The following is a 25,588-nucleotide window of genomic DNA, read 5'->3' on the forward strand; positions in this document are numbered from 1 at the left end:
CTCAGTCGGCCCAGGCACGTGCAAGGCGTGCCAGGGCCTGGGCAATCGCGGCCTCGTTCACGGCCGCGAACCCCAGCACCAGTCCGGCACGCTTATCCACAGGCAGCGGCGTGTCGGGCAACCAGTAATCACTCAGCGCATTGAGTTCGACACCCACCGCTGCAGCACGGGCGATCAGCTCCCGTTCGCGCGCCTGGCTGTGCACATCGATCTTCAGGTGCAGGCCCGCCGCCACCTCCGGCAAGGCTCCCAGCCCCGCCACAGCCTTCGGCCAGCCGGCCAGTAGCGCATTGCGCCGGCTCAGCGCCGCGCGGCGCATGCGCCGGATATGACGCTGGAAGTGCCCTTTGGCCATGAACTGCGCCATCACCGCCTGTGTGCCGACCTCGGAATGGCGCACCGCCAACGCCCGAAAGCGCGAGAATGCCTCCACCAGCCGGGCCGGCAGCACAAGGTAGCCCAGACGCAGCGCCGGGAAGGCCACCTTGCCGAAGGTGCCGACATACAGCACCCGTCCGCTGCGGTCCAGGGCTGCCAGCGGGGCCAGCGGCGCGCCGCTGTAGCGGTACTCGCCGTCGTAGTCGTCCTCGATGATCCAGCTGTCGTTGCGCTCGGCCCAGGCCAGCAGTTCCAGGCGACGCGCCAGGCTCAGGGTGACGCCGGTGGGGTACTGATGCGCGGGGGTAACGTAGCTCAGGCGACAGTTGGGCAACTGGGCCAGGGCAGCGCACTGCAACCCGTCGAGATCCACCCCCACGCCATGCACCTTCGCGCCCGCCATGGCGAAGGCTTTGCCCGCCGCACGATAGCCGGGGTTTTCCACAGCCACACCGTCACCGGGCGCCAGCAGCAGCTGTGCACAAAGGCTGATTGCCTGCTGCGCACCACTGGTGATCACAATTTGTTCAGCCACGCAGGACAACCCACGGGAGCGACGCAGGTAGGTGGCAATCAGCTCGCGCAGCAGCGGTTCTCCGGCCGGGTCGCCGTAACCGAGTGACGCCGGGTCGGGATTTCGCCAGAAACCCGCCTGCAGCTTGGCCCACACCTCGAAGGGGAACAGGTCGAAGGCCGGTATGCCAACCTGAAAAGCCCGCGGCGCACGAGGCTCATGCACGGATAAATGATTGTTTTCCAGGCGCTCCAGCACGTCCGTGTGGATAACTTTACTGGATAAATCCTCAGTGCAATCACCCGTTTTTGTGGATAACCCTGTGGAAAAACCCAGGGATAACCCTGTGGACAGTTTTGTGGATAGTTTTGGCAGCTGACTGACGTAGGTACCATCGCCCACCCGGCTTTCGATATAGCCTTCGGCATACAGCTGGTCGTAGGCACGAACTACGCTGTTACGTGAGACGGCCAGCGCTGCGGCCATGTCGCGGGTGGCGGGAAGACGCGTGCCGCTACCCAGTCGCCCGTCCAGCACGCGCTGGCGCAGCGCCTGGTACAACTGGCGACTGAGCCCCTGACGACGGTCCAGCACGATGCCGGTGGGGTCGAAGGGCAAGGCAACGCTACGTTCGCTCATGAAATTGGACCTGCCAAATAAGCCGGAAATGGCTCTTACCATAAGCCAATAGCCTGCCTAGGATGGGGCCATTCGCCAACCCCCTGTATCGCACACAAGGATCCTTCGATGTCTACCGTGACCCTGCGCCCCGTGACCGCCGATGACCACGCCGCCTGGCTGCCGCTGTGGCAGGCCTACCAGCGTTTCTATGAGACCCGCATCGATGAGGCGGTCAGTGCCGTGACCTGGCAGCGCATGCTCGACGCCAGCGAGCCGACCAACGCTGCGCTGGCCTGGGTCGATGGCAAGGCGGTGGGCATGGTGCACTGGATCTATCACCGCTCCAACTGGACGGTGGAAAACGCCTGCTACCTGCAGGATCTGTATGTCGACGCCAACCAGCGCGGCAAGGGCGTGGGCCGCCAACTGATCGAGCTGGTGTACGACACGGCGCGCCAGGCCGGCTGCACCAAAGTGCACTGGCTGACCCATGAAACCAATGCCACCGGTATTTCGCTGTATGAACAGGTGGCCGAACGGCCGGGTTTCATCCAGTTCCGCAAAGCCCTGTAATCGGAGAAGCCACCATGAGCACACCGTTGAACTGGCGGCCGGCCAAGGCCCCGCAGCCTGTCCCGCTGGTCGGGCGCTTCATCCGCCTGGAAAAACTCGACCCGCGCCGCGACCGCGAGCACCTGTGGGCGGTGTTCCAGGGCCCCGAGGCCGACCAGACACTGTGGAAGTACCTGGCCTACGGACCATTCACCGAGCGCGAAGACTTCGACCACTGGCTAGACAGCAACGCCGCCAGCAGCGACCCGCTGTTCTACAGCGTGATCGACCTGGCCAGCGGGCAGACCCAGGGTATCCTCAGCCTGATGTCGATCGTGCCCGAGCAGGGCCGTATCGAGATCGGCCACATTGCCTTCGGCGCGGCCATGCAGCGCACGCCCAAGGGCACCGAGGCCATCTACCTGCTGGGCAAGCAGGCCTTCGCCCTGGGCAACCGGCGACTGGAATGGAAGTGCAACAACGACAATGCCCGCTCCAAGCGCGCGGCCGAGCGTTTCGGGTTCACCTTCGAAGGGGTGTTTCGCAAGCACATGGTGACCAAGGACCACAACCGCGACACGGCCTGGTACTCCATCACCGATGACGAATGGCCGGCCATTGCCGCTGGTTTCGAACGCTGGCTGAGCGAGGACAACCAGCGCCCAGAGGGTCAGCTCAAGACGCTGGAAGCGTGCCGTACGGGTGCGTGAGGCCGGTACCCGGAGCGGGCGTATCCAACAGAAGATAAAAAAAGGGGAGCAATTCGCTCCCCAGAGGTTAACCGCTTGCAGATGAAGGCCTGAGTCAGCCTTCGATCTCGATCAGGATCTCGCCCGGGTTGACCCGGTCGCCCTTGGCCACGTGTATGGCTGCAACCTTGCCGGCGATGGCCGATTGCACCTCGGTTTCCATCTTCATCGCTTCGGTGATCAGCACCGCCTGGCCGGCCTTGACCGTGTCGCCCTGCTTGACCAGCACATCGACGATGTTGCCCGGCATGGTGGTGCTCACATGGCCCGGCTCGCTGGCCTGCTTGCGCTTGCTGCTGCCACCGCCGACGAACTCGTTGAGCGGCTCGAACACCACCTCTTCCGGCATGCCGTCGATGGACAGGTAGAAGTGGCGCTTGCCTTCGGCCTTGACGCCCACACCGGTGATATCCACGCGGTAGGTCTCGCCGTGCACGTCGATCACGAACTCGGTTGGTACGCCTTCGCCACCGGCCGAGGCCACCGCGCCGGCTTCCGGAATCGGCAGCAGCACTTCAGGGGTCAGGCTGCCGGCTTCACGCTCTTCAAGGAACTTGCGCCCGATGTCCGGGAACATGGCGAAGGTCAGCACGTCTTCTTCGGACTTGGCCAGGCTGCCGATGTCGGCACGCAGCTTGGTCATCTCGGGCTTGAGCAGGTCGGCGGGGCGCACGTCGATGACGTCTTCGCTGCCGATGGCCTGGCGACGCAGCTTCTCGTCGACCACCCCCGGTGCCTTGCCGTAGCCGCCCTGCAGGTACAGCTTCACCTCGTTGGTGATGGTCTTGTAGCGCTCGCCGGCCAGCACGTTGAAGAACGCCTGGGTGCCGACGATCTGCGAGGTGGGCGTGACCAGCGGCGGGAAGCCGAGGTCTTCACGCACCCGCGGGATCTCGGCCAGCACTTCGTTCATGCGGTTGAGCGCACCCTGCTCCTTGAGCTGGTTGGCCAGGTTGGAAATCATCCCGCCCGGTACCTGGTTGACCTGCACGCGGGTATCCACGGCGGTGAACTCGCTTTCGAACTGGTGGTACTTCTTGCGCACGGCATAGAAGTACAGGCCGATCTCCTGCAGCAGTTGCAGGTCCAGGCCGGTATCGAACTCGCTGCCCTTGAGCGCTGCAACCATCGATTCGGTGCCCGGGTGGCTGGTGCCCCAGGCGAAGCTGGAGATGGCGGTGTCGATATGGTCGGCACCGTTTTCGATGGCCTTGAGCTGGCACATCGCGGCCAGGCCGGCCGTGTCGTGGCTGTGGATGAACACCGGCAGCGACTGCTCGGCCTTGAGTGCCTTGACCAGCTCGCCGGTGGCGTAGGGGGTCAGCAGGCCGGCCATGTCCTTGATCGCGATGGAATCGCAGCCCATGGCTTCCATCTGCTTGGCCTGGGCCACGAACGCCTCGATGGTGTGCACCGGGCTGGTGGTGTAGGCGATGGTGCCCTGGGCATGCTTGCCGGCCGCCTTCACGGCCTCGATGGCCACGCGCAGGTTTCGCACGTCGTTCATGGCGTCGAAGATGCGGAACACATCGATGCCGTTGACTGCTGCCTTGGCCACGAAGGCCTTGACCACGTCATCGCTGTAGTGCCGGTAGCCAAGCAGGTTCTGGCCGCGCAGCAGCATCTGCAGCCGGGTGTTGGGCAGTGCTGCGCGCAGCTTGCGCAGGCGCTCCCACGGGTCTTCCTTGAGGAAGCGCACGCAGGCGTCGAAGGTCGCGCCGCCCCACACTTCCAGCGACCAGTAGCCCACCTTGTCGAGCTTGTCGCAGATCGGCAGCATGTCGTCGGTGCGCATGCGGGTGGCCAGCAGCGATTGGTGGGCGTCGCGCAGGATCGTGTCGGTTACGAAAATTTTCTTGGACATTGTAGGGTTCCTCACAGGCCTGCGTGGGCGGCGATGGCGGCGGCGATGGCCAGGGCCAGCTCTTCGGGTTTGCGCTTGATCGAGTAGTTGGTCAGTTCAGGGTGGCTTTCGACGAAGCTGGTGTTGAACTGGCCGCTACGGAATTCCGGGTTGCGCAGGATTTCCTGGTAGTACGCGGCGGTGGTCTTGACCCCCTGCAGGCGCATGTCGTCCAGGGCCCGCAGGCCGCGGTCCATGGCTTCTTCCCAGGTCAGTGCCCAGACCACCAGCTTCAGGCACATCGAGTCGTAGAACGGCGGGATGGTGTAGCCGGTGTAGATCGCCGTGTCGGTGCGCACGCCCGGGCCGCCGGGGGCGTAGTAGCGGGTGATCTTGCCGAAGCTGGGCAGAAAGTTGTTTTTCGGGTCTTCTGCATTGATCCGGAACTGCAGCGCGAAGCCGCGGTGCTGGATGTCTTCCTGCTTGACCGACAGCGGCAGGCCCGAGGCGATGCGGATCTGTTCGCGAACGATGTCGATACCGGTGATTTCCTCGGTGATGGTGTGCTCCACCTGCACCCGGGTGTTCATTTCCATGAAGTACACCTCGCCATCGGCGAGCAGGAACTCCACGGTACCGGCATTCTCGTAGCCCACGGCCTTGGCCGCGCGCACCGACAGGTCGCCGATGTAGGCGCGCTGTTCGGGGGTCAGCTGCGGGCTGGGGGCGATCTCGATGAGCTTCTGGTTGCGGCGCTGGATAGAGCAGTCGCGCTCGAACAGGTGCACCACGTTGCCGAAGCTGTCACCCAGGATCTGCGCCTCGATGTGCTTGGGGTTGACGATGCATTTTTCCAGGAACACCTCGGCCGAACCGAATGCCTTGGTGGCTTCGGAAATCACCCGCGGAAAGGCCTGCTCGAGTTCTTCGCGGCTGTTGCAGCGACGAATGCCGCGCCCGCCGCCGCCGGAAGTGGCCTTGAGCATAACCGGGTAACCGATGCGGTCGCCCTCTTCCAGGGCTTCGTGGATGTCGGCCACGTTGCCTTCGGTGCCCGGGGTGACCGGTACGCCGGCCTTGATCATGCTGCGCCGCGCCTCGGTCTTGTCGCCCATGCGGCGAATGACTTCGGCGGCCGGGCCGATGAACTTGATCCCGCGTTCGGCGCAGATGTCCGCCAGCTCCGCGTTCTCCGACAGAAAACCATAGCCCGGGTGCAACGCATCGCAGCCGGTTTCCACTGCCAGGTTCACCAGCTTGCGCGGGTTGAGATAACCGGCCAGGGGTTCGGCACCGATGCTATGGGCCTCGTCCGCACGCTTTACGTGCAGGGCGTGACGGTCGGCGTCGGAATAGATCGCCACCGAGCGAATGCCCATCTCGGCGCAGGCACGCACAATGCGTACTGCGATTTCACCCCGGTTGGCGATCAGGATTTTTTTTATCACTGGAGTCTTCCCAAAGCCGTTGGTAACAAACGAACCGGCAGTACCGGTCGGCGCGTGACCAGACGTCGCTGGCCAGTCGTATAATCACCCTAGCGCCGAACGTGAATAAACAAAAATCAATATTTGTTAGGGGCAGCATTAGCAATTGCTTATAGTGCCGTAACAGGGTTTTGCCGAGGCGACGGGAAATATGCGTAAGTCATTGATGCGTATGACATTGCGTCAATTGCAGATCTTCAATGAAGTGTGTGATTTGCGTTCCTACAGCCGGGCCGCCGAGGAGATGTCGCTGACGCAACCCGCCGTTAGTCTACAGATCCGCCAGCTCGAAGAACTGGTAGGCCAGCCGCTGTTCGAGTACGTCGGCAAGAAGCTCTACCTCACCGAGGCCGCCGAGGCGCTGCAGCGCGCCAGCCGGGACATCTTCGGACGCCTGGAGAGCCTCGACATGCAGCTGTCGGACATGCAGGGCTCGCTGCAGGGCCAGCTCAAGCTGGCGGTGGAATCGAGCGCCAAGTACTTCGTGCCGCACCTGTTCGCCGCCTTCAAGCGCCTGCACCCGGAGGTCAACCTGACCCTCACCGTGGTCAACCGCGCCCAGGCCATCCGGCGCCTGTCGGACAACCGCGACGACCTGATCATCATGTCGATGGTGCCGCAGGACATGGGCCTGGAGTTTTTGCCCTTCCTGAACAACCCGATCGTGGCCGTGGCCCCGCCCGATCACCCGCTGTGCACGCTCGACAGCCTGCGCCTGCAGGACCTGGAGCCGCATACGCTGCTGGTGCGCGAACAGGGTTCGGGCACGCGCAAGGCGTGCGAGGAGTACTTCAAGGAAAAGCGCGTGCACTTCACTCAGACCCTGGAAGTGGCATCGGCCGACGCCCAGCGCGAATGCGTGATCGCAGGCCTTGGCATCGCCCTTTTGACCCGGCATGCACTGAACATGGAACTGGCCACCGGGGTGCTGCGCGAGCTGCCGGTAGAGGAGCTGCCGCTGTATCGCAGCTGGTGCGTGGTGCAGGCCAAGGCCAAGCGGCAGTCGCCGGTGGCCCTGGCCTTTGTTGCGTTCATCCGCAGCGAACGTGCGCAGATCAGCGCGCTTGTTGAGCGTTTCTCGGGGACGTCGCCGCTGACACCTGCCATACGCTGACAGCGTGCAGTTCGGGGTAGTCGGCGATGTCCTGCAGCAATTGGCGCTGCTCGGAATAGCTTTCGATCGCGCGGCGAAACTCCATGCGGCGCTGATCCTTTTCCTGCTGCTTGCGGGACTTGGCGGTAGGTTGGTGCGAGCCATCGAATTCACGAGCCATTGCGTGTCTCCCTGGTCGATTGCGGGGAGTTTCAGCGTGCCCGGGCGGGGTTACGGTTTGGCGGCGGGAGGGTTACAAAAGCATGAACAATCAGGCGTGGTATGCGGTGCTGCCCTTCGCTGGCAAGCCAGCGAAGGTGTCAGCTCGGGCGGTGCAAGACGATCAGTCGTCCATCGCCTTGATCGACTTGGGCGACAGGCGCAGGCTGCGCAAGCTGCGCTTGACGCTCTTGAGGTGGTTGACCAGGCTCGGCCCGCGCGCCATGGCAACGCCCATGGCCAGCACGTCGATCACCACCAGGTGGGCGATACGTGAGGTCAGCGGGGTGTAGATTTCGGTGTCTTCATGCACGTCGATGGCCAGGTTGACCGTGGACAGTTCGGCCAGCGGGGTCTGGCTCGGGCACAGGGTGATCAGCGTCGCACCGCTTTCACGCACCAGGTTGGCAGTGATCAGCAGGTCCTTGGAACGCCCTGACTGGGAAATGCAGATCGCTACGTCACCCGGCTTGAGGGTGACCGCCGACATCGCCTGCATGTGCGGGTCGGAATACGCCGCCGCCGTCAGCAACAGGCGGAAGAATTTGTGCTGGGCATCGGCAGCCACCGCACCCGATGCACCAAACCCGTAGAACTCCACGCGCTGCGCCTGGGCCATGGCCGTCACGGCACGCTGCAATGCCTGGGCATCGAGGTGCTCGCGCACTTCCATCAGGGTGTGCAGGGTGGTGTCGAAGATCTTCAGGCTGTAGTCGGCTACCGAATCGTCTTCATGAATCGCGAACTGACCGAAGCTCGCACCCGCCGCCAGGCTTTGCGCCAGCTTGAGCTTGAGGTCCTGGAAACCGGTGCAACCGATCGCCCGGCAGAAACGCACAATGGTCGGCTCGCTGATCCCGACGCTGTGCGCCAGATCAGCCATGGAGCTATGCATGACAGCCGCTGGATCGAGCAATACGTGATCGGCAACCTTCAGTTCCGATTTGCGTAGCAGATGGCGCGACTGGGCGATGTGTTGCAACAGATTCAAGGGCAGGACTCGGTTATGATCGGCTGACCGGGTTGTAGCTTTCTTGTAGTTATACTACATGACCGGCGACCCGCCCAGCTAAACGATCTTGGAGAGTGGTGGCATTGACTATCCCGTGCGACATTCTGGTGTTCGGCGGCACCGGCGACCTGGCCCTGAACAAACTGCTTCCAGCGCTCTACCACCTGTTTCGCGAAGGCCGTCTGCACAACGCCGTGCGGATCATCGCCCTGGCCCGCCGGCCCTTGCCACGGATTGAATTTCTCAAGCTGGTCGAACGCCGCTGCCGCGCCCAGATCGTGCCCCAGGACTTCAGCGACGAGGTGTGGCACCGCTTTTCCACGCGCCTGGACTACTTCTCCATGGACGCCATGCAGAGCGCCGATTTCGGCCGCCTCGCCCGCTTTCTGGGCGAGCCCGGCGGGCTGACGCGGGTCTACTACCTGGCCACCGCACCCAACCTGTTCGTGCCCATCGCCACCCACCTGCAGGTGGCCGGGCTGGTCGACAGCGAAGCGCGTATCGTGCTGGAAAAACCCATCGGCCACTCGCTGGAGTCCGCCACCACGATCAACAGCGCCATCGGCGCGGTGTTCGCTGAATCCCAGGTGTTTCGCATCGACCACTACCTGGGCAAGGAGACGGTGCAGAACCTCATGGCATTGCGCTTCGCCAACGCGCTGCTGGAACCGGTGTGGCGCACCAACCAGGTGGACCACGTGCAGATCAGCGTGTGCGAAACCCTCGGTGTGGAAAACCGCGGCGGCTACTACGACCGTGCCGGCGCCACCCGCGACATGCTGCAGAACCACCTGCTGCAACTGCTCTGCCTGGTAGCCATGGAGCCACCTGCGCAGTTCGAGGCCGAGGCGGTGCGCGATGAAAAGGTCAAGATCCTCAAGGCCCTCAAACCCATCACCGGGCAGGACGTGCAGGACAAGACCGTGCGCGGCCAGTACAGCGCCGGCAAGATCGGCGGGCAGGAGGTTCCGGCCTACTACTTCGAGAAGGACGTGGACAACGACAGCGACACCGAAACCTTTGTCGCCGTCGAAGCCCACATCAACAACTGGCGCTGGGCCGGCGTACCCTTCTACCTGCGTACCGGCAAGCGCATGGCCAAGCGCTCCTCGCAGATCGTCATCCAGTTCAAGCCGGTGCCCCATCGCCTGTTCGACGGCGACCAGGCCAACCAGTTGCTGATCCAGCTGCAGCCCGACGAGCGCATCAGCCTGCAGATGATGACCAAGGCACCGGGCAAGGGCATGCGCCTGGAGCCGGTGGAACTGAACCTGAACCTGGCCCAGGTGTTCGGCCAGGCACGACGCTGGGACGCCTACGAACGCCTGCTGCTGGATGTTCTGGACGGCGACTCGACCCTGTTCATGCGCCGCGACGAAGTGGAGGCCGCATGGGCCTGGATCGACCCGATCCTGACTGGCTGGCAGGAGCACTTCCAGGCCCCCCGCCCTTACCCGGCCGGCTCCAATGGCCCGGACCAGGCCCACAGCCTGCTGGCTCACCAGGGACGCGCCTGGCACGGTTGAAAGCTTTCCGGCTGCCGGGTGCAGCCGCGCTGTTCGATAGTGGGCACGCAACATCCCACCCACCATCGAATGGAGTACAAAGGAATGTCCCTGAAAGCAAAAGGCTGGATCGCGCAGAACGACAAGATGCCGGGCAACGCCAGGTTTCGAGTGTATGGCACCGTGGAAGTCGCCACCTCGGCCATCGTGCCGGTGCTGGTGAAACGCGCCATCCAGGACAAATCGCACGCCCTGGCGCTGGAACTGAAGCTGGAGAACGTGGACGCCCTGGCTGCCCAGGTGATCACCGAACGTGCGGTCTGTTTCGAAATGGACGGCGACCACAGCAACATCCCGAAAGTGGATATTTTCCACGACGGCAAACTGCTGGTGAGCCTGGAGGAGATCCTGGTCACTCACTGACCGGCAGGCTGCGACTTGTTACAACGCCAGGGCCCCGTTGATCGGGGCCCTGGCCGTAGGGCTACCAGCGCCGATCTTCACGCAGCAAGGCGGCCAGGCTGTCGGCCTCCACCGGCCGGCTGATCAGGTAGCCCTGCACCTCATCGCAGCCCTGCTCGCGCAGAAACGCCAGCTGCTCCTGGGTTTCCACCCCTTCGGCCACTACCTGCAGGCCCAGGCTGTGGGCCATGACAATGATCGCACGGGTGATTGCGGCGTCCTCGCTGCCTTCGTGCAGGCCACGGATGAAGGTCTGGTCGATCTTCACGTAATTCACCGGAAAACGCTTGAGGTAGCTGAGCGACGAATAGCCGGTGCCGAAATCGTCGATGGCCAGCTTGACCCCCAGTTCATGCAGCTGATGAAAGGTCGCGATGATGTGCTCCACGCTGTCGAGCAACTGGCTTTCGGTCAGCTCCAGCTCCAGCAGGTGCGGTGCCAGGCCGCTGTCTTCCAGCACCTGACGCACCAGGCTGACCAGCTTGCCCTGGCGCAACTGATACACCGACAGGTTCACCGACACGCGAATCGGCGCCAGCCCCTGCCGTTGCCATTCACAGGCCTGCCAGCACGCCTGGCGCAACACGAACTCGCCCATCGGCGCGATCAGCCCGGTCTCTTCGGCCAGGCCGATGAAGTCGCCCGGTGGCACCATGCCCACCTGCGGGTGATGCCAGCGCACCAGGGCCTCGGCAGCCTGCAGGCGGCCGCTGGTCAGGCACAGTTTGGGCTGGTAATAGACCTCCAGCTGGCGCTCTTCGATGGCCTTGCGCAGCTGGTTCTCCAGTTGCAGGCGCTCCAGGGTGCTGGCCTGCAGGCTCTCGGTGTAGAACTGGAACCCGTCGCCGCCGAGGTGCTTGGCGTGCTGCATGGCCATGTTGGCCTGGCTCACCAGGGTGCTGACATCCAGGCTGGCATCGGGTAGCAGACTGACCCCCACTGAAGCGCTGATCACCAGCTCGTGCCCGTCGACACGCAGCGGCACGCGCAGCTTGTCCAGCAGGCGCGTCGCCACCCGCACCAGGCTGGACAGGTGTGAATAGCCGTCGAACAGCACCACGAACTCGTCACCGGACAGACGCGCCACGGTATCGGCCTCGGGCACTGCGTTGCCGATGCGCTGGGCCATGGTCTTGAGCAGCCGGTCGGCCAGTTCGTGGCCCAGGCTGTCGTTGAGCAACTTGAAGCGGTCCAGGTCGATGTGCAGCAGCGCCAGGCTGCGACCGCTGCCACGCAGGCGCTGGCCGGCTTCATGCAGACGCAGGCGGAACAACGCGCGGTTGGCCAGGCCGGTCAGTTCGTCGTAGTGCGCAAGGTACCGCAGGCGCTCTTCGGACTCGCGGCGTGCCGACAGGTCGGTGAAGAAACCCACGATGGTGCCGACCTGGCCACGCGCATCCGTCACGCCGGTCAGTTGCAGCCACTGCGGGTAGAGTTCCCCGCTCTTGCGCGCCTCAACCAGCTCGCCTTCCCAGCGCCCCTGCTGCGCCAGGGCCTGGTCGATGGCACCGTAGTGCCGGCGCGCGTCGCGGCTGCATGGCAGCTCCAGCGCATTGCGCCCCAGCAGTTCTTCGCGCACGTAGCCGGTCATGTGGCAGAACGCCTGGTTGGCGGCCAGTACGGCATAGTCCGGCCCCATGATCGCGATGCCTTCGCTGGCCGCCTCGAATACGGTTGCGGCCAGGCGTTGCTGTTCCTGCTGGGCCTTGCGCGCGCTCACGTCGCGCCGGGTGCCGAGCATGCGCACCACCCGCCCGGCGGCATCGCGCTCCACCGCGCGGCCGCGGTCCTCGATCCAGCACCAGTGGCCCTGGGCGTGGCGGAAGCGGTACTCGATACGGTAATCGTCGGTGCGCCCCTTGAGGTGGTCGACCAGGGCGCGCTTGAGCGCCGGTACGTCATCCGGGTGCAGGCGCGGCTTGAGGTGCGCCTGCACCGCCCGCACCTGCTCCGGGTTCAGGCCGAACAGCTCGTGCAGTTGGGTGTGATGCACCTCGTCGGTTTCCAGATTCCAGTCCCACAGCCCCAGCTCACTGGCTTCCAGCGCCAGGGCCAGGCGCTGCTCGCTCTTGCTCAGGGCCTGGTTGGCGCGGTCCAGCTCCTGGCTGCGCTGCGCCACCCTCGATTCCAGCCCGGCCTGGGCCTGACGCAGTTGCTCCTCGATCAGCCGACGCTGCTCGACCTCGGTCGCCAGGGCCTTGTTGAGCCGCTCGCTGCGCGCCTGCGCGGCCTGCAGGTGCTCTATCAGCGCCTGGTTCTGAAAGCGGCGCAACAGGCCCCCCTCGATCAGCCGATTGACCTGCCAGGCCACCACCATCAACGCGCCGAGCAGGATCAGCCCCAGCCAGCCCCAGCCCTGCTGCTGCTCGTCACCGCGCCAGAACAGGAACGCGATCGGCGGCAGCAGGCACGGCAAGGTGAAACTCAGGAACGCCGGCAGGCTGACCGCGTAGGCCACGCTCGCCGACAGGGTCGCGGCCCCCAGCAAGCCGAAGACCCAGGCTTGTTGCACGAAGTTATCCACAGGCACCAGGGCAATCGCCGCGCTGGCCAGGGTCAGGCCGCTGAAGGCCGAACCGAGCAGGAACATGCGCCACCAGGTCGGTTGCACCTGTCGATCGGGCATCGCCGCGTCGAAGGCCGCCACCTGAATGACCCGCAGCGCTACCAGCGCCATCAACCAGACGATCCACACACTGACCAGCAGGTAGCGCTGCGGGCTCCACAGCAGCCAGGCACACACCAGGCCGTTGAGCAGCATGAACAGGGTGGGCAGCAACGAGCCCTGGTACAACAGACGGGTACGCTCGACGGCCAGTTGCGTGGCGAACTGTTTGCGAATACCGCGGCGCGCTTCCAGCGGCACGCTGACGGAGGCAGATGCGAAGGTCATAGGCAATGTTCTTGTAATGGTGAGCCTCGAACGAGCACGGAGCATACACAAGCAGGCGCCTGGGCCAAACTGCTCTGGGTCATAAATTGTGCGTGGCAATTATGGAACCTGGTTTCAGTGCCGAGCCCTCAAGCACGCGGGCCAAGGGGCGCGACCGATGAGCGGGCGGCGCCTTGGGCGATCTTTTTCCACCATGGGTTTGCCCCCGGCTCGCTTGCGCCCCTAAAATGGCCGGATGCGCGATGACCTCTCCCTCCTGTTGAACTCCCTCAACGACGCCCAACGCCAGGCCGTAGCGGCCCCGCTTGGTCGCCAGTTGGTTCTGGCCGGTGCCGGCTCCGGTAAGACCCGAGTGCTGGTGCACCGTATCGCCTGGTTGATCCAGGTCGAGCAGGCCTCACCCCATTCGGTGCTGTCGGTGACCTTCACCAACAAGGCCGCCGCCGAGATGCGCCAGCGCATCGAGCAGTTGATGGGCATCAACCCGGCCGGCATGTGGGTGGGTACCTTCCACGGCCTGGCGCACCGCCTGTTGCGTGCCCACTGGCAGGAAGCGGGGCTGAACCAGAACTTCCAGATCCTCGACAGCGACGACCAGCAACGCCTGGTCAAGCGGGTGATCCGCGAGCTGGGCCTGGACGAACAGCGCTGGCCGGTACGCCAGGCGCAGTGGTTCATCAACGGGCAGAAGGACGAAGGGCTGCGCCCGCAGCACATCCAGGCCAGCGGCGACCTGTTCCTGGGCACCATGCGCAGCATCTACGAGGCCTACGAGGCAGCCTGCCAGCGCGCCGGCGTGATCGACTTCTCCGAACTGCTGCTGCGCGCGCTGGACCTGTGGCGCGACAACCCGGGCCTGCTGCAACACTACCAGCGGCGCTTCCGCCACCTGCTGGTGGACGAGTTCCAGGACACCAACGCCGTGCAGTACGCCTGGTTGCGCCTGCTGGCCCAGGGCGGTGACAGCCTGATGGTGGTGGGCGACGACGACCAGTCCATCTATGGCTGGCGCGGCGCCAAGATCGAGAACATCCACCAGTACAGTGCCGACTTCCCCGACACCCAGATGATCCGCCTGGAGCAGAACTACCGCTCCACCGCCGGCATCCTCAAGGCGGCCAACGCCCTGATCGCCAACAACAGTGATCGCCTGGGCAAGGAGCTGTGGACCGACGGCGGCGACGGCGAACCGCTGAGCCTGTACGCCGCCTTCAACGAACACGACGAAGCGCGCTATGTGGTCGAGACCATCGAGAGCGCGCTCAAGACCGGCATGGCGCGCAGCGACATCGCCATCCTGTACCGCTCCAACGCCCAGTCGCGGGTGCTCGAGGAAGCCCTGCTGCGCGAGCGCATCCCGTACCGCATCTATGGTGGTCAGCGCTTCTTCGAACGCGCCGAGATCAAGAACGCCATGGCCTACCTGCGCCTGCTTGAAGGGCGTGGCAATGACGCGGCGCTGGAGCGGGTGATCAACGTGCCGCCGCGCGGCATCGGCGAGAAGACCGTGGAGGCGATTCGCGAACACGCCCGTCACGCCCAGGTATCGATGTGGGAGTCGATGAGCCTGCTGATCGCCAACAAGGGCCTCAAGGGCCGTGCCGCCAGCGCCCTGGCCGCGTTCATCGAGCTGATCGAGAACCTCTCGGCCAAGGTCATGGACATGCCGTTGCACCTGATGACCCAGACCGTGATCGAGCAGTCCGGGCTGATCATCTATCACCAGGAAGAAAAGGGTGAAAAGGGCCAGGCACGGGTAGAAAACCTTGAAGAACTGGTCAGCGCCGCGCGCAACTTCGAAAGCGCCGAGGAAGACGCCGAGCTGTCGCCGCTGGCTGCGTTCCTGGGCCACGCCTCCCTCGAGGCCGGCGATGCCCAGGCCGAGGAACACGAAGACAGCATCCAGCTGATGACCCTGCACAGCGCCAAGGGCCTGGAGTTCCCCCACGTGTTCCTGGTGGGCATGGAAGAGGGCCTGTTCCCGCACAAGATGAGCCTGGAAGAGCCCGGCCGCCTGGAAGAGGAACGCCGTCTGGCCTATGTGGGCATTACCCGCGCCATGCAGCAGCTGGTGATGACCTACGCCGAGACCCGGCGCCTGTACGGCAGCGAAACCTACAACAAGGTGTCGCGATTCGTGCGTGAGATCCCTGCGGGGCTGGTGCAGGAAGTGCGCTTGTCCAACAGCGTCAGCCGGCCGTTCGGCTCGGGTCAGAAACAGAATTCGAGCAGCCTGTTCGGTGCGGCGAACATCCCCGAAACCGCGTTCAACCTCGGCCAGCGCGTGCAGCACGCGGTGTTTGGCGAGGGCGTGATCCTCAATTTCGAGGGCGCCGGTGCCCAGGCGCGGGTGCAGGTGAACTTTGCCGAAGGCAGCAAGTGGCTGATGCTTGGCTACGCCAAGCTGGAGCCGTTGTAACACCCTCCGCCGGCAAGGCCGTCCCCTGTGGGAGCCGGCCTTGCCGGCGAAGGTGTCGGCCAATTCCTACACGCACTTGATAAACATCCCACAGCGCCAAGCAAAAGATAGAAACATTATGGCGCTAGTCATGTGTCCTACAACCTGTGCACCATGGCGCGCGTGCACTCCACAAAACGGGAATACCCTTCTATGCAACGTTTTCTTAGCATCGCCTTGGCGCTGTGCATCGGCCTTACGCTGAGCCTCGACGCCAACGCCAAGCGCTTCGGCGGCGGCAAGAGCTCGGGCGCCGCGCCGACCCACCAGACGCGCCAGGCCGCTCCGGCCACGCCGGCCGCCACGCCAAATGCGGCAGGCCGTCCACCGGCAGCCGCCAGCGGTGCTTCGCGCTGGCTCGGCCCTCTGGCCGGCCTCGCCGCCGGTGGCCTGCTGGCCTCCATGTTCATGGGCGACGGCTTCCAGGGCATGCAGATCTTCGACATCCTGATCATGGCGGTCATCGCCTTCCTGATCTTCCGTTTCATTGCCGCCCGTCGCCGCAAGCAACAGCCGCAGATGGCCGCTGCCGGTCACGCGCCGTTCCAGCGTGAAGTTCACGAGCAACCGGCTCAGCCGTCGATCTTCGGTGGTTCCGCTGCACCTGCCGCGGCCCGCCCGGTGATCAACGCACCAGCCTGGTTCAATGAAGAGAGCTTCCTGGCCGCTGCACGCAACCACTTCCAGACCCTGCAGCAGCACTGGGACGCCAACGAGATCGACAAGATCGCCGAGTTCGTTACCCCGCAGATGCTGCAGTTCCTGAAAAAGGAACGTGCCGAGCTGGGTGAAGGCTTCCAGTCCACCTACATCGACGACCTGAACGTGCAGCTGGAAGGCGTGGATGACCGTGCCGACCGCACCATCGCCACCCTGACCTTCAGCGGTGTGTCGAAAACCTCGCGTTTCGACCAGGGCGAAGTGTTCAGCGAAAGCTGGAACATGGAACGTGCCCAGGGCGAAAACCAGCCTTGGCTGGTCGCAGGGATCCGCCAGAACGGCTGATCTTGAGGCATTGCACAAAAAACCCCGGGCTTGCCCGGGGTTTTGCTTTTAGCGTAGCGTCCTACTAGGGTATAACGCGCAGCGTGTCGTCAAGGTAAGAGGATTGAACCCGTGGAAGAAATCATCGAGCAACTGCGTGAAGCCAACGAACCGGTACCCGTACCGCTTGAGTTGCCCGACGAAGACCTGCTGGTCGAGATTGAAGAACAGCTGTTCATCGATATCCCGTTCGTTTTCAGGGAGTTCCTGCTGACCGTCAGCGATGTGGTGTACGGCAGCCTGGAGCCGGTGACCGTCACCGACCCGCAATCGCATACCTACCTGCCTGACGTGGCGGCCAATGCCTGGGATGCCGGCGTGGACCGTTCGCTGATTCCGATCTGCCAGGATGGTGACGATTACTACTGCGTCGAGGAAGACGGCACCGTGGTGCTGTGGTCGGCCGAAGAAGAGCTGGTGACCGAAGAAACCTGGGAATCGGTATGGCACTGGGCGCGCGACGTGTGGCTGGAAAGCTGATCCGTCAGTTTGTCGGACAAAAATGATGGCTCTGAGCTATCAATCTTCGTAGAATCGCCGCGCCTTCCTGTGCGCGGCGGTGTTGCTACCGCTCCATCCCCTCGGACATACGACCCGCGCGCACAGGAATGCACCTTCACATGCCGGGGCCCTGTCGATGTACTCCAGACTGTTCACACTGCTCGCCCTGCTGCTGGCGAGCGGCTGCCAGGCGCCGCTGACACAGTTGCAGACCCTCAGCCAGGCCCATGGCCATCGTGTCGAGATCCAGCCTACCCAGCCCTTCCCGCTGGCGCTGAGCGTTCCGCTCAAGGCGCCAGGCGCCCTGCGCCTGCGTGTCTATCTGGAAGGTGACGGACGCGCCTGGGCCACCTCCAGCCAACCCAGCCTGGACCCCAGCCCGCGCAACCTGTTGCTGGCGCGACTGGCCCTGGAAGACCCACAGCCCAGCCTGTACCTGGCGCGCCCTTGCCAGTTCGTCAGTGCGCCTGGCTGCCGCGCAGCGATGTGGACCGACCAGCGCTTTGGCAAGGCAGTGCTCGATAGCCTGGACCAAGCCCTGAGCGGCATCAAGCAACGCTATGGCAACCAGGAGTTCGAGCTGATCGGCTATTCCGGCGGGGGTGCGCTGGCCTTGCTGCTGGCCGCCCGGCGAAGCGACGTTACCCAGGTACAGACCCTGGCCGGCAACCTCAGCCCGCGGTACTGGGCACAGACCCTGCAACTGACGCCGCTGGCGGGCTCACTGGAGCCGCTGGACTATCGCCAGCGCCTGCGCGACCTGCCGCAGCGCCACCTTCTCGGCCTGCAGGACCGCAGCGTGCCGGCCTCGCTGTTCGAGCACTACCGCGTGGAACTAGGCAGTGCCCGCTGCATGCAGCAGGTTGCGTTGCCCGGTGTGAGCCACGCCGAAGGCTGGACACAGGCCTGGGCCCAATGGCGGGACCAGCCGCTGCGCTGCAAACCCTAGGGGTGATGTTCCTTCTGATTGTCGAGGGTTTCGAGCAGTGCGATCTGCATGCGCGTGTGCACCCGGATGAACCAGCGCCACAGCAACGCCACCACACCGGCCGCCACCACCGCGATCAGCAACAGCAGCTCGCTGGTGGGCAGGATGCTCGCCGACAGCGCCGACAGCAGCAGAAAGATCACCAGCAGCGACAGCAGCGGGATCACCTCGGCGATCACCCGGCGCACGCGCTGGGTATGGCGCCCGGCCATTTCCGGCTTGACCCCCATTTCGGCCAGCAGCATCGACAGCGCCTTGAGCTTGCGATACGCGGCAATCAGGAACGGCAATGACAGCAGCAACGCCGCGCCCCAGATCAGCGCTTTCTGCTGGGCCAGGTCGGGCAACCATTCGCTCAGGTACTCGCCGATGCGTGCCGCGAAGTAACCTCCACTGAAGAAGATCGCCACCACCAGCGCCAGGTTGACCCCCACCTGCAGCAGGATGCGCCGGATCATCGCCGCCACCATCGCGCCCTCGCCTTGCGGCTGGATGCTGCGCAGCCATTCGCCGTACAGCGACAACACCCGCGACAGGCGCTTGGGTACCACACTGGCAAGCTTGAGCGACAGCGGGTCGGCGGCGCGAATCAGGTAGGGCGTGAGCAAGGTGGTAATGGCCGACACCGCCACCGCCACCGGGTAAAGGAAGTCGCTGGTGACCTGCAGGGTCATGCCCAGCGCAGCGATGATGAAGGAGAATTCGCCGATCTGCGAAAGCCCCATGCCCACCCGCAACGAGGTGCGACCGTCGTTGCCGGCGATGAAGGCGCCCATGCCGCACGAGAGCATCTTGCCCAGGACCACCGCTACAGTGATGACCACGATCGGCCAGATGTACTCGATGAGCACGCTCAGGTCGATCATCAGGCCGATGGCGACGAAGAAGATGGCACTGAACAGGTCGCGAACCGGCTCGATCAACTGCTCGATCTTCAGCAACTGGCGCGATTCGGCCATGATCGCCCCGATCAGGAACGCGCCCAGCACCATGCTGTACTCGAGCTTGACCACCAGCAGGCAGAAGCCGAAGCACAGGCCCAACACGGTAATCAGCAGCATCTCGTTGCTTTCGAACCTGGCCACGTAGGCCAGTACCCGCGGTACCAGCAGTATGCCGATGACCAGCGCCACGATCATGAACAGCGAGAGCTTGCCGACGGTGGAGAACACCTCGCCGGAACTGACCGCGCCGCTGACCGCAATGCCCGACAGCAGGGCAATGATGCCGATACCGAGGATGTCCTCGACGATCAGCACACCGAAGATCAGCTGGGCGAAGCGCTCGTTCTTCATCTTCAGGTCGTTGAGCGCCTTGACGATGATGGTGGTGGAAGAAATTGCCAGGATTGCGCCCAGGAACAGCGAGTCCATGGTGTTCCAGCCGAACCAGCGGCCGATCTCGAAGCCGATCCAGATCATCAGCACGATTTCGAGGAAGGCCGCAATGAACGCCGTGGCCCCCACCTTGAACAGCTTGCGCAGGCTGAACTCCAGCCCCAGGCAGAACATCAGGAAGATCACCCCGAGTTCGGCCAGCGTCTTGATCGTGTCTTCGTCGTGGATGAGGCCGAATGGCGGGGTGTGCGGGCCGATGATGAAGCCGGCGACGATATAGCCGAGTACCACCGGCTGCTTGAAACGGTGAAACAGGATGGTGACCACACCGGCAACCAGCATGATCACCGCCAGATCCTGAATAAAGCTGATGGCATGCACGGCGTGGAGCTCCTTACTTCGAACCGAAGAACAAGCCCGCCGCTCGATGACATGCCTGTCGTGGAGCGGCGGGGGAATTAGTCTGTCAAATGACGCCAGGCACCACATTGCATGGGCTTGGTCAGGTTAACACCGGCGCCTGCAACGAAAAGGCGGTGTAATATCAAGAAACAGATAGACCGGTAACACGCCAAAGATGGCACGAACGGCGTGACGGCAACGGCGCTGTCAGCGTCCCGTTTTCATGGGATTCGAAATTGGGGAAAAGAAGCGTGATGACCACTCGCCACCCCGCCTCAGCGCAACCTTACCGTGAGCACACTATGGAACCTGGAAACGCCCAGCTGTCGATGACCGTCCTGATGACCCCGGACATGGCCAACTTTTCTGGCAACGTACACGGCGGCACCCTGCTCAAGTACCTCGATGAAGTCGCCTATGCCTGCGCCAGCCGCTACGCGGGCCGTTATGTGGTGACGTTGTCGGTGGATCAGGTGGTCTTTCGCGAGCCGGTACACGTGGGCGAACTGGTGACCTTCCTGGCGTCGGTGAACTACACCGGCAACACCTCGATGGAGGTCGGGATCAAGGTCGTCACCGAAAATATCCGCGAGCGTTCGGTGCGCCACAGCAACAGCTGCTTCTTCACCATGGTCGCGGTGGACGACGATCGCAAGCCGGTCGCCGTGCCGCCACGCCAGCCAGAGACCAGCGAGGAAAAGCGCCGCTTCGTGCAAGGCAAGCAGCGCCGCCTGATTCGCCAGGAACTCGAAAAGCGCTACCAGGAACTCAAGGGCGACGCCTTCTAGAGCGACAGTCGCCGCGCCTCGAAGCGCACCCGCGGGTGCATGATGCGGTCCTGAGCACGCACCAGCTCCAGCTCGTAGCTGGTGCAAGCCTGGGTTTCCAGCAGCACCTCGTGCACGGCCGCGGCAGTGAATTCGAAAGCCGCCACCCAGCTGTCACCCAGCAGCACCCGCGCCAGGAACAGGCCGGAGGTCAGGTCGCCGACCCCCACCGGCTGCCGCGCAAAGGCCAGCAGCGGTCGTTGCAGGTGCCAACTGCCTTCGGCAGTCACCAGCAGCATCTCGAAGTCTTCGGCCTTGCGTCCCGGGTATGCCAGGTGCTTGACCAGCACAGCCTTGGGCCCGCGGGCGAGCAGGCTGCGCGCCATGGCCACGCAGTCCTCCAGCGACTCGGCCCGACGCCCGCAGAAGCTGTCGAGCTCCAACTGATTGGGGCACAGCACATCCGCCACCGCCACCGCTTCATCGAGCAGGAAGTCACTGACCTCGGCGGGTACGATGCAGCCTTTTTCCGGATGCCCCATGACAGGGTCGCACAGGTACAGGGCGTTCGGGTTGACCGCCTTGATCCGCGCCACCCCAGTAAGAATCGCACGGCCCTGGGCGGCGCTGCCGAGGTAGCCGGAAAGCACCGCATCACAGTTGCCCAGCTCGCCGATCGTCGCAATCCCGTCCACCAGCGCCGGAATTTGCTCTGGCGCAAGCACTTCGCCGGTCCACTGGCCATACTGAGTATGGTTGGAGAACTGAACGGTGTTCAGCGGCCAGACATTGACCCCCACCCGTTGCATCGGAAACACCGCGGCGCTGTTGCCGGCGTGGCCGAATACCACGTGTGACTGGATGGCGAGCAGATGCGGTGTACGTTTCATGCAGGGCTTCCAAACGATCGAATGAAAAACAAGGCGCGCAGTATGGCGCCAAATGCCACCTGTACGACAGACCGGGGTGGCAGTTAAGCTGAGCCTATCTGGTTGGAGCGAACGTAGATGTTAACCCTCGAAAACCTTCTGGTGCTGATGCTGCTGGCCACCGCAGGCACCTGGCTGTGGCATAACCACGGCCTGCGCGAAAAGGCACTGGAACGGGTCAAGCAGCATTGCGCCAAGCTCGACCTGGAACTGCTGGATGGCAACGTGGCGCTCAAGCGCATCGGTTTTGTGCGCGATGCCAACGGGCGCAAGCGCCTGGCCCGTGTGTACAACTTCGAATTCACAGTGACAGGCGAACATCGTCACCCCGGTACGGTGACGCAGTTTGGCGCGCATACGATGCAGATCGAACTGGCACCCTACCCGTTCGAGATCAAGCCGCCGGTGCAGGGCGGCAACGTGATCGAGATGAACCAGTGGCGCCAGGAGCACAATCGCTGGCGCCAGTGACGTTCCCTCCGTCTACCGGGGCCAGCCTTGCCTGCAAAAAGGCCGGCCCTGTCTTCAGGGAATCCGGCATTCCTGCATCCCCTGCTCCAAGGCCGCCACTGCCTGCGGCTGTGCAAAAATCAGCTCGATACGCGAGTCGCGCCGCCACTCGCTGGCCTGCCAGTGCAGCGCCTGCCCCTCCAGCGCATTGGCCGACTGCCAACCCTCCGGGCTGTGGATAACCAGTTTGGCCCTGCGCCACCCAAGGCCTGCAAGCCATTGCTGCAAACGCTGCGGGTGCAACTGCTGGCTCGGGTGCCAGCGCCAGCCAATGCTCCAGCCCTGCTCCAGCTGTTGATAAAGACAGATCGGCGTCAGCGGGTTTATCCACAGCGCCGCCGGCAACGGCTTGGCCTCCGGCAACTTGAAGTTATCCACCGGCAACGGATGCACACCAACGCCCGGCAGGCTGTTCAGCGCAATCTGCCCATGGTCCGTCCAAAGCTGGGGTACATCAGGCAAGCCCTGGCTTATCCACAGGCGCGTGGCGGCCGCCAAGCCTTCAGATTTGTTGAGCACCAGCAGCCCCGCACCGTGCAGTGCCTGCGCCTGCGGCTGGGGTAATACCTGGCCTGCCGCCAATGCCTGGGCGTCCAGTACCAGCACCGACGGCTGAACCGCCAGCACGCCTTGCCAGGGTGCTTCGCCCAGCTGGGCCAGCAACTGGGCAGGATGACCCAGCCCCGAAGGCTCGATGAACAGTCGATGAGGGCGCGCCTTGCGCAACAAGCGCCCCAGGCCCACCTGGAACGGTGCACCATTCACGCAGCACAGGCATCCGCCCGCCACTTCGCCCATCGCCACGCCATCATCGTCGGTGGCGAGCAAGGCGGCATCCAGGCCGATCTGGCCGAACTCGTTGATCAGCACCGCCCACCGCTCGTGGGCCGGGCGCTGGGCCAGCAGGTGCCGGATCAGGCTGGTCTTGCCGGCGCCCAGGGGGCCGCCGATCAGGTGGGTGGGTATGTTCTGCAGCATGCGCATCGATTCGTCAGGAAGGATACGCACTATGCTGCGCGCTCAGGCCATCCAGTCAAGCGTCAGCATAAGGCGGCGCTGCCCCGCAGGTACCGCCGGCGAACGGTGCACCAGCCCCTGCCCCTCATTGCCCAGCCACCTCTCGCCCTTGAGCACGGCCACATCACCGGTCGACAACTGCTCCACCTGCACCGCATCGGGCGCCGTCAGCCATTCACTGCCGGGGCCCGCATAGGTACAGATCAGCCGCGCCGGCACGTGGTCGACGTGAAAACGCGGGCACATTGCGCCCTCCAGTGCGCGCAGGCGCAGGCCCACCCGACGCGCGTCGAGCAGGCAGGCGTAGGCGCCCACCAGCCAGCGCACATCGCAGATGAACCCCTCATACCCCTGCAGATCGGCATACGCTGCCGCCAACCCGCGCAGGGCGGGTGCGTCGTCATCTGGCTGCAACTCCAGGGTCAGGGACTCGGCCAGCGGCTGCCCAAGGGACAACAGCACCTGGGCAAAATCGGCCACATGCACCGGCAACTGGCGCTGCCACACGGCCAGATTGACGCCATCCTGCAGCACCTCGGTCAGCACCTGGGGCGATTCGCCGACTGTTTGCCGGGCGCTGCCACGGCGTTTCAGGGCCAGCATCAGGCCGCCTCTTCGTCGTGCCAGTCGCCAAACGGGTCGGGCAGGCGTTGCCAGCCCTCGGCGCCCAATGCCATTTCTTCATCGCTCAGCAGGCAGGCGCCCAGCTCGGCATCCAGTTGCGCAAAGTCGATGTGCTGCCCGATGAACACCAGCTCCTGTCGGCAATCGCCGCATTCGGCCGTCCAGTGCTTGAGGATCGCCGCCGCGTCCTGCGGGTCCTGGGGCCATTGCCCGCGTGGTACGAAACGCCACCAGCGACCGGCGAAGCCGTGGCGCATCATGCCGCCGGCCTGGGACCAGCTGCCGGCTTCCTGGTGCTTGCTGGCCAGCCAGAAAAAGCCCTTGGAACGCAACAGGCGGCCGTTGCTCCAGGGCCTGTGGATAAAGTCGAAAAAACGCTGTGGGTGCAAGGGGCGGCGGGCCTGCCAGGTGGTGGCGGCAATGCCGTACTCCTGGGTTTCCGGCACATGCGTACCGCGCAGTTCCTGCAGCCAGCCCGGCGCCTGGGCAGCACGCTCGAAGTCGAACAGGCCGGTATCGAGAATCTGCGCCAATGGCACCTGCCCCATCACCATCGGCACGATCTGGGCGTGGGCATTGAGCGAGCGCAGAATGGCGCAGAGTTCTTCGCGCTCATCGCTGCCGATCAGGTCGATCTTGCTCAACAGGATCACATCGGCGAACTCGACCTGCTCGATCAGCAGGTCGCTGATGGAACGTTCATCGCCCTCGCCCAGGGTCTCGCCGCGCGAAGCCAGGCTGTCGGCGGCCTGGTAGTCACTCAGGAAATTCAGCCCGTCGACCACCGTGACCATGGTGTCCAGCCGCGCCTGGTCGGCCAGGCTGCGGCCTTGTTCATCACGGAAGGTAAAGGTTTCGGCTACCGGTAGCGGCTCGGATATGCCGGTGGACTCGATCAACAGGTAATCGAAACGCCCCTCGCGGGCAAGCCGCGCGACCTCTTCGAGCAGATCTTCGCGCAGGGTACAGCAGATGCAGCCATTGCTCATCTCGACCAGTTTTTCTTCTGCACGATTGAGGCTGACGTTGCGCTGCACTTCGCTGGCGTCGATATTGATTTCACTCATGTCGTTGACGATCACCGCCACCCGCAGGTTGTCGCGGTTACGCAGCACATGGTTGAGCAGGGTGCTCTTGCCGGCACCTAGAAAGCCGGACAGCACAGTAACGGGGAGACGGTCGGTCATGGCGCAAATACCTCATCAGGGCGTCGGGGCATTCGAAGGATGCCTTTTTCAATGTTATATTATAACAATGCAATTTAGCCAATCGGAGATTGGATGAAAACCTTCGTACTGCTTTCGCTCCTGCTAATTCCTGTCGCGACGGTTCACGCCGCGATGCCGCGCAGTGAGCCTGCCCAATGCACGCGCAGCGCCAACCTGCTGGCCTGCCAAGATCGCGACGGCAATGTGTACAGCGTGCACAGCCAGGGCAACACCCAGTACGTGCGCGGCGTTGAGGTGTTGGGGCAGCGACGCTGGGTGCAAACCAACAGCCTCTATGGGCCGCTGACCTTCTACACGGGCCTGGCCAGCGACGGCGAAGCCTGGGTCGGCTATAGCCGCCGGGTGGGTTGGACCACGCAGAACCGGGTGTCCAGCTCCAGCGGCCAACGCTTCAGCCTGCGTTGCAATCGCCTTGGGGGCTGCGAGTGAGGACTCGGAAAAAGCTATGATGAAT

Annotated in this window: 23 protein-coding genes; 12 read left to right on the forward strand and 11 right to left on the reverse strand. The window is 64.0% G+C overall.

Going from position 1 to position 25,588, the window contains the following annotated elements:
• Nucleotide 1: 1 nt before the first annotated feature.
• Nucleotides 2-1,531 carry a PLP-dependent aminotransferase family protein gene (locus tag NJH59_RS12305; protein ID WP_229589181.1) on the reverse strand — a complete coding sequence of 510 codons (1,530 nt, stop codon included), beginning with the start codon at nt 1,529-1,531 and terminating at the stop codon, nt 2-4.
• Nucleotides 1,532-1,639: 108 nt separating this feature from the next.
• Here NJH59_RS12305 and NJH59_RS12310 point away from each other — a divergent pair, with 108 nt between their 5' ends.
• Both NJH59_RS12310 and NJH59_RS12315 read left to right on the forward strand, forming a co-directional pair.
• Complete coding sequence (locus tag NJH59_RS12310; RefSeq protein ID WP_104571767.1) at nt 1,640-2,086, forward strand: GNAT family N-acetyltransferase; 447 nt, start codon at nt 1,640-1,642, stop codon at nt 2,084-2,086.
• 14 nt (nt 2,087-2,100) lie between these two features.
• The gene (locus tag NJH59_RS12315; RefSeq protein WP_054916454.1) at nt 2,101-2,775 is read left to right on the forward strand and encodes a GNAT family protein; all 675 of its coding nucleotides are present in this window, start codon (nt 2,101-2,103) and stop codon (nt 2,773-2,775) included.
• Between the two features lie 94 nt (nt 2,776-2,869).
• Here the strand turns inward: NJH59_RS12315 and oadA are convergent, their stop codons facing one another.
• Complete coding sequence (gene oadA, locus NJH59_RS12320) at nt 2,870-4,678, reverse strand: sodium-extruding oxaloacetate decarboxylase subunit alpha (protein WP_043861527.1); 1,809 nt, start codon at nt 4,676-4,678, stop codon at nt 2,870-2,872.
• Between the two features lie 11 nt (nt 4,679-4,689).
• A complete protein-coding gene (locus NJH59_RS12325; protein WP_043861526.1) occupies nt 4,690-6,105 on the reverse strand; it encodes an acetyl-CoA carboxylase biotin carboxylase subunit in 1,416 nt (471 codons plus the stop codon).
• 205 nt (nt 6,106-6,310) lie between these two features.
• On the opposite strand from NJH59_RS12325, the gene NJH59_RS12330 reads away from it, so the two are divergent.
• Entirely contained in the window at nt 6,311-7,258 is a 948-nt protein-coding gene (locus NJH59_RS12330; protein ID WP_253086840.1) for a LysR family transcriptional regulator, read from the forward strand.
• On the opposite strand, the gene NJH59_RS12335 is transcribed toward NJH59_RS12330, so the two are convergent.
• Together NJH59_RS12335 and hexR are read right to left on the reverse strand one after the other, a co-directional pair.
• Nucleotides 7,200-7,418, reverse strand: coding sequence for a PA3496 family putative envelope integrity protein (locus tag NJH59_RS12335; RefSeq protein WP_078481432.1), 219 nt, complete (start codon nt 7,416-7,418; stop codon nt 7,200-7,202). The genes NJH59_RS12330 and NJH59_RS12335 overlap by 59 nt on opposite strands.
• 162 nt (nt 7,419-7,580) lie before the next feature.
• Nucleotides 7,581-8,447 carry a transcriptional regulator HexR gene (hexR, locus tag NJH59_RS12340; RefSeq protein WP_043861524.1) on the reverse strand — a complete coding sequence of 289 codons (867 nt, stop codon included), beginning with the start codon at nt 8,445-8,447 and terminating at the stop codon, nt 7,581-7,583.
• Nucleotides 8,448-8,551: 104 nt separating this feature from the next.
• Here hexR and zwf point away from each other — a divergent pair, with 104 nt between their 5' ends.
• Both zwf and NJH59_RS12350 read left to right on the forward strand, forming a co-directional pair.
• Complete coding sequence (gene zwf, locus NJH59_RS12345; protein WP_078481431.1) at nt 8,552-9,994, forward strand: glucose-6-phosphate dehydrogenase; 1,443 nt, start codon at nt 8,552-8,554, stop codon at nt 9,992-9,994.
• 84 nt (nt 9,995-10,078) lie between these two features.
• Nucleotides 10,079-10,396, forward strand: coding sequence for a hypothetical protein (locus NJH59_RS12350; protein WP_054916453.1), 318 nt, complete (start codon nt 10,079-10,081; stop codon nt 10,394-10,396).
• Nucleotides 10,397-10,457: 61 nt separating this feature from the next.
• Here the strand turns inward: NJH59_RS12350 and NJH59_RS12355 are convergent, their stop codons facing one another.
• On the reverse strand, nt 10,458-13,328 hold the full coding sequence (locus tag NJH59_RS12355; protein WP_054916452.1) for an EAL domain-containing protein: 2,871 nt from the start codon (nt 13,326-13,328) through the stop codon (nt 10,458-10,460).
• Between the two features lie 235 nt (nt 13,329-13,563).
• On the opposite strand from NJH59_RS12355, the gene uvrD reads away from it, so the two are divergent.
• The 4 genes from uvrD to NJH59_RS12375 all read left to right on the forward strand — a co-directional run bounded on the left by uvrD (nt 13,564) and on the right by NJH59_RS12375 (nt 18,280).
• The gene (gene uvrD / locus NJH59_RS12360) at nt 13,564-15,747 is read left to right on the forward strand and encodes a DNA helicase II (protein ID WP_054916451.1); all 2,184 of its coding nucleotides are present in this window, start codon (nt 13,564-13,566) and stop codon (nt 15,745-15,747) included.
• Nucleotides 15,748-15,939: 192 nt separating this feature from the next.
• Nucleotides 15,940-16,791: a TIM44-like domain-containing protein gene (locus NJH59_RS12365; protein ID WP_043861520.1), complete on the forward strand. Its 852-nt coding sequence runs from the start codon at nt 15,940-15,942 to the stop codon at nt 16,789-16,791.
• A gap of 111 nt (nt 16,792-16,902) precedes the next feature.
• The gene (locus tag NJH59_RS12370) at nt 16,903-17,310 is read left to right on the forward strand and encodes an SMI1/KNR4 family protein (RefSeq protein ID WP_014720555.1); all 408 of its coding nucleotides are present in this window, start codon (nt 16,903-16,905) and stop codon (nt 17,308-17,310) included.
• A 157-nt stretch (nt 17,311-17,467) separates the two neighbouring features.
• Nucleotides 17,468-18,280: a hypothetical protein gene (locus NJH59_RS12375; protein ID WP_058541958.1), complete on the forward strand. Its 813-nt coding sequence runs from the start codon at nt 17,468-17,470 to the stop codon at nt 18,278-18,280.
• On the opposite strand, the gene NJH59_RS12380 is transcribed toward NJH59_RS12375, so the two are convergent.
• Nucleotides 18,277-20,037: a cation:proton antiporter gene (locus tag NJH59_RS12380; RefSeq protein WP_054916449.1), complete on the reverse strand. Its 1,761-nt coding sequence runs from the start codon at nt 20,035-20,037 to the stop codon at nt 18,277-18,279. The two genes, NJH59_RS12375 and NJH59_RS12380, sit on opposite strands and share 4 nt — an antisense overlap.
• A 323-nt stretch (nt 20,038-20,360) precedes the next feature.
• On the opposite strand from NJH59_RS12380, the gene NJH59_RS12385 reads away from it, so the two are divergent.
• Nucleotides 20,361-20,846, forward strand: coding sequence for an acyl-CoA thioesterase (locus NJH59_RS12385; protein ID WP_043861517.1), 486 nt, complete (start codon nt 20,361-20,363; stop codon nt 20,844-20,846).
• Here NJH59_RS12385 and pdxY read toward each other — a convergent pair.
• Complete coding sequence (gene pdxY, locus NJH59_RS12390; protein ID WP_078481425.1) at nt 20,843-21,715, reverse strand: pyridoxal kinase PdxY; 873 nt, start codon at nt 21,713-21,715, stop codon at nt 20,843-20,845. The two genes, NJH59_RS12385 and pdxY, sit on opposite strands and share 4 nt — an antisense overlap.
• A 117-nt stretch (nt 21,716-21,832) precedes the next feature.
• Between pdxY and NJH59_RS12395 the strand changes: the two genes are divergently transcribed.
• Nucleotides 21,833-22,225, forward strand: coding sequence for a DUF3301 domain-containing protein (locus NJH59_RS12395; protein WP_253086841.1), 393 nt, complete (start codon nt 21,833-21,835; stop codon nt 22,223-22,225).
• 54 nt (nt 22,226-22,279) lie between these two features.
• Here the strand turns inward: NJH59_RS12395 and NJH59_RS12400 are convergent, their stop codons facing one another.
• From NJH59_RS12400 to zigA, 3 genes are read right to left on the reverse strand one after another with little or no spacing between them, the layout of a single operon-like run.
• Nucleotides 22,280-23,242: a GTP-binding protein gene (locus NJH59_RS12400; protein ID WP_058542010.1), complete on the reverse strand. Its 963-nt coding sequence runs from the start codon at nt 23,240-23,242 to the stop codon at nt 22,280-22,282.
• Nucleotides 23,243-23,284: 42 nt separating this feature from the next.
• Nucleotides 23,285-23,884, reverse strand: coding sequence for a DUF1826 domain-containing protein (locus NJH59_RS12405; protein ID WP_043861514.1), 600 nt, complete (start codon nt 23,882-23,884; stop codon nt 23,285-23,287).
• On the reverse strand, nt 23,884-25,092 hold the full coding sequence (gene zigA / locus NJH59_RS12410) for a zinc metallochaperone GTPase ZigA (RefSeq protein WP_058541960.1): 1,209 nt from the start codon (nt 25,090-25,092) through the stop codon (nt 23,884-23,886). The genes NJH59_RS12405 and zigA overlap by 1 nt, the downstream gene beginning before the upstream one ends.
• Nucleotides 25,093-25,245: 153 nt before the next feature.
• On the opposite strand from zigA, the gene NJH59_RS12415 reads away from it, so the two are divergent.
• Nucleotides 25,246-25,563, forward strand: a complete 318-nt coding sequence (locus NJH59_RS12415) for a glutamine synthetase (protein ID WP_290445893.1) — start codon at nt 25,246-25,248, stop codon at nt 25,561-25,563.
• Nucleotides 25,564-25,588: the final 25 nt, after the last annotated feature.

The sequence above is a fragment of the Pseudomonas sp. VE 267-6A genome, from assembly GCF_024126555.1.
GTDB classification, from domain to species: Bacteria; Pseudomonadota; Gammaproteobacteria; order Pseudomonadales; family Pseudomonadaceae; genus Aquipseudomonas; species Aquipseudomonas palmensis.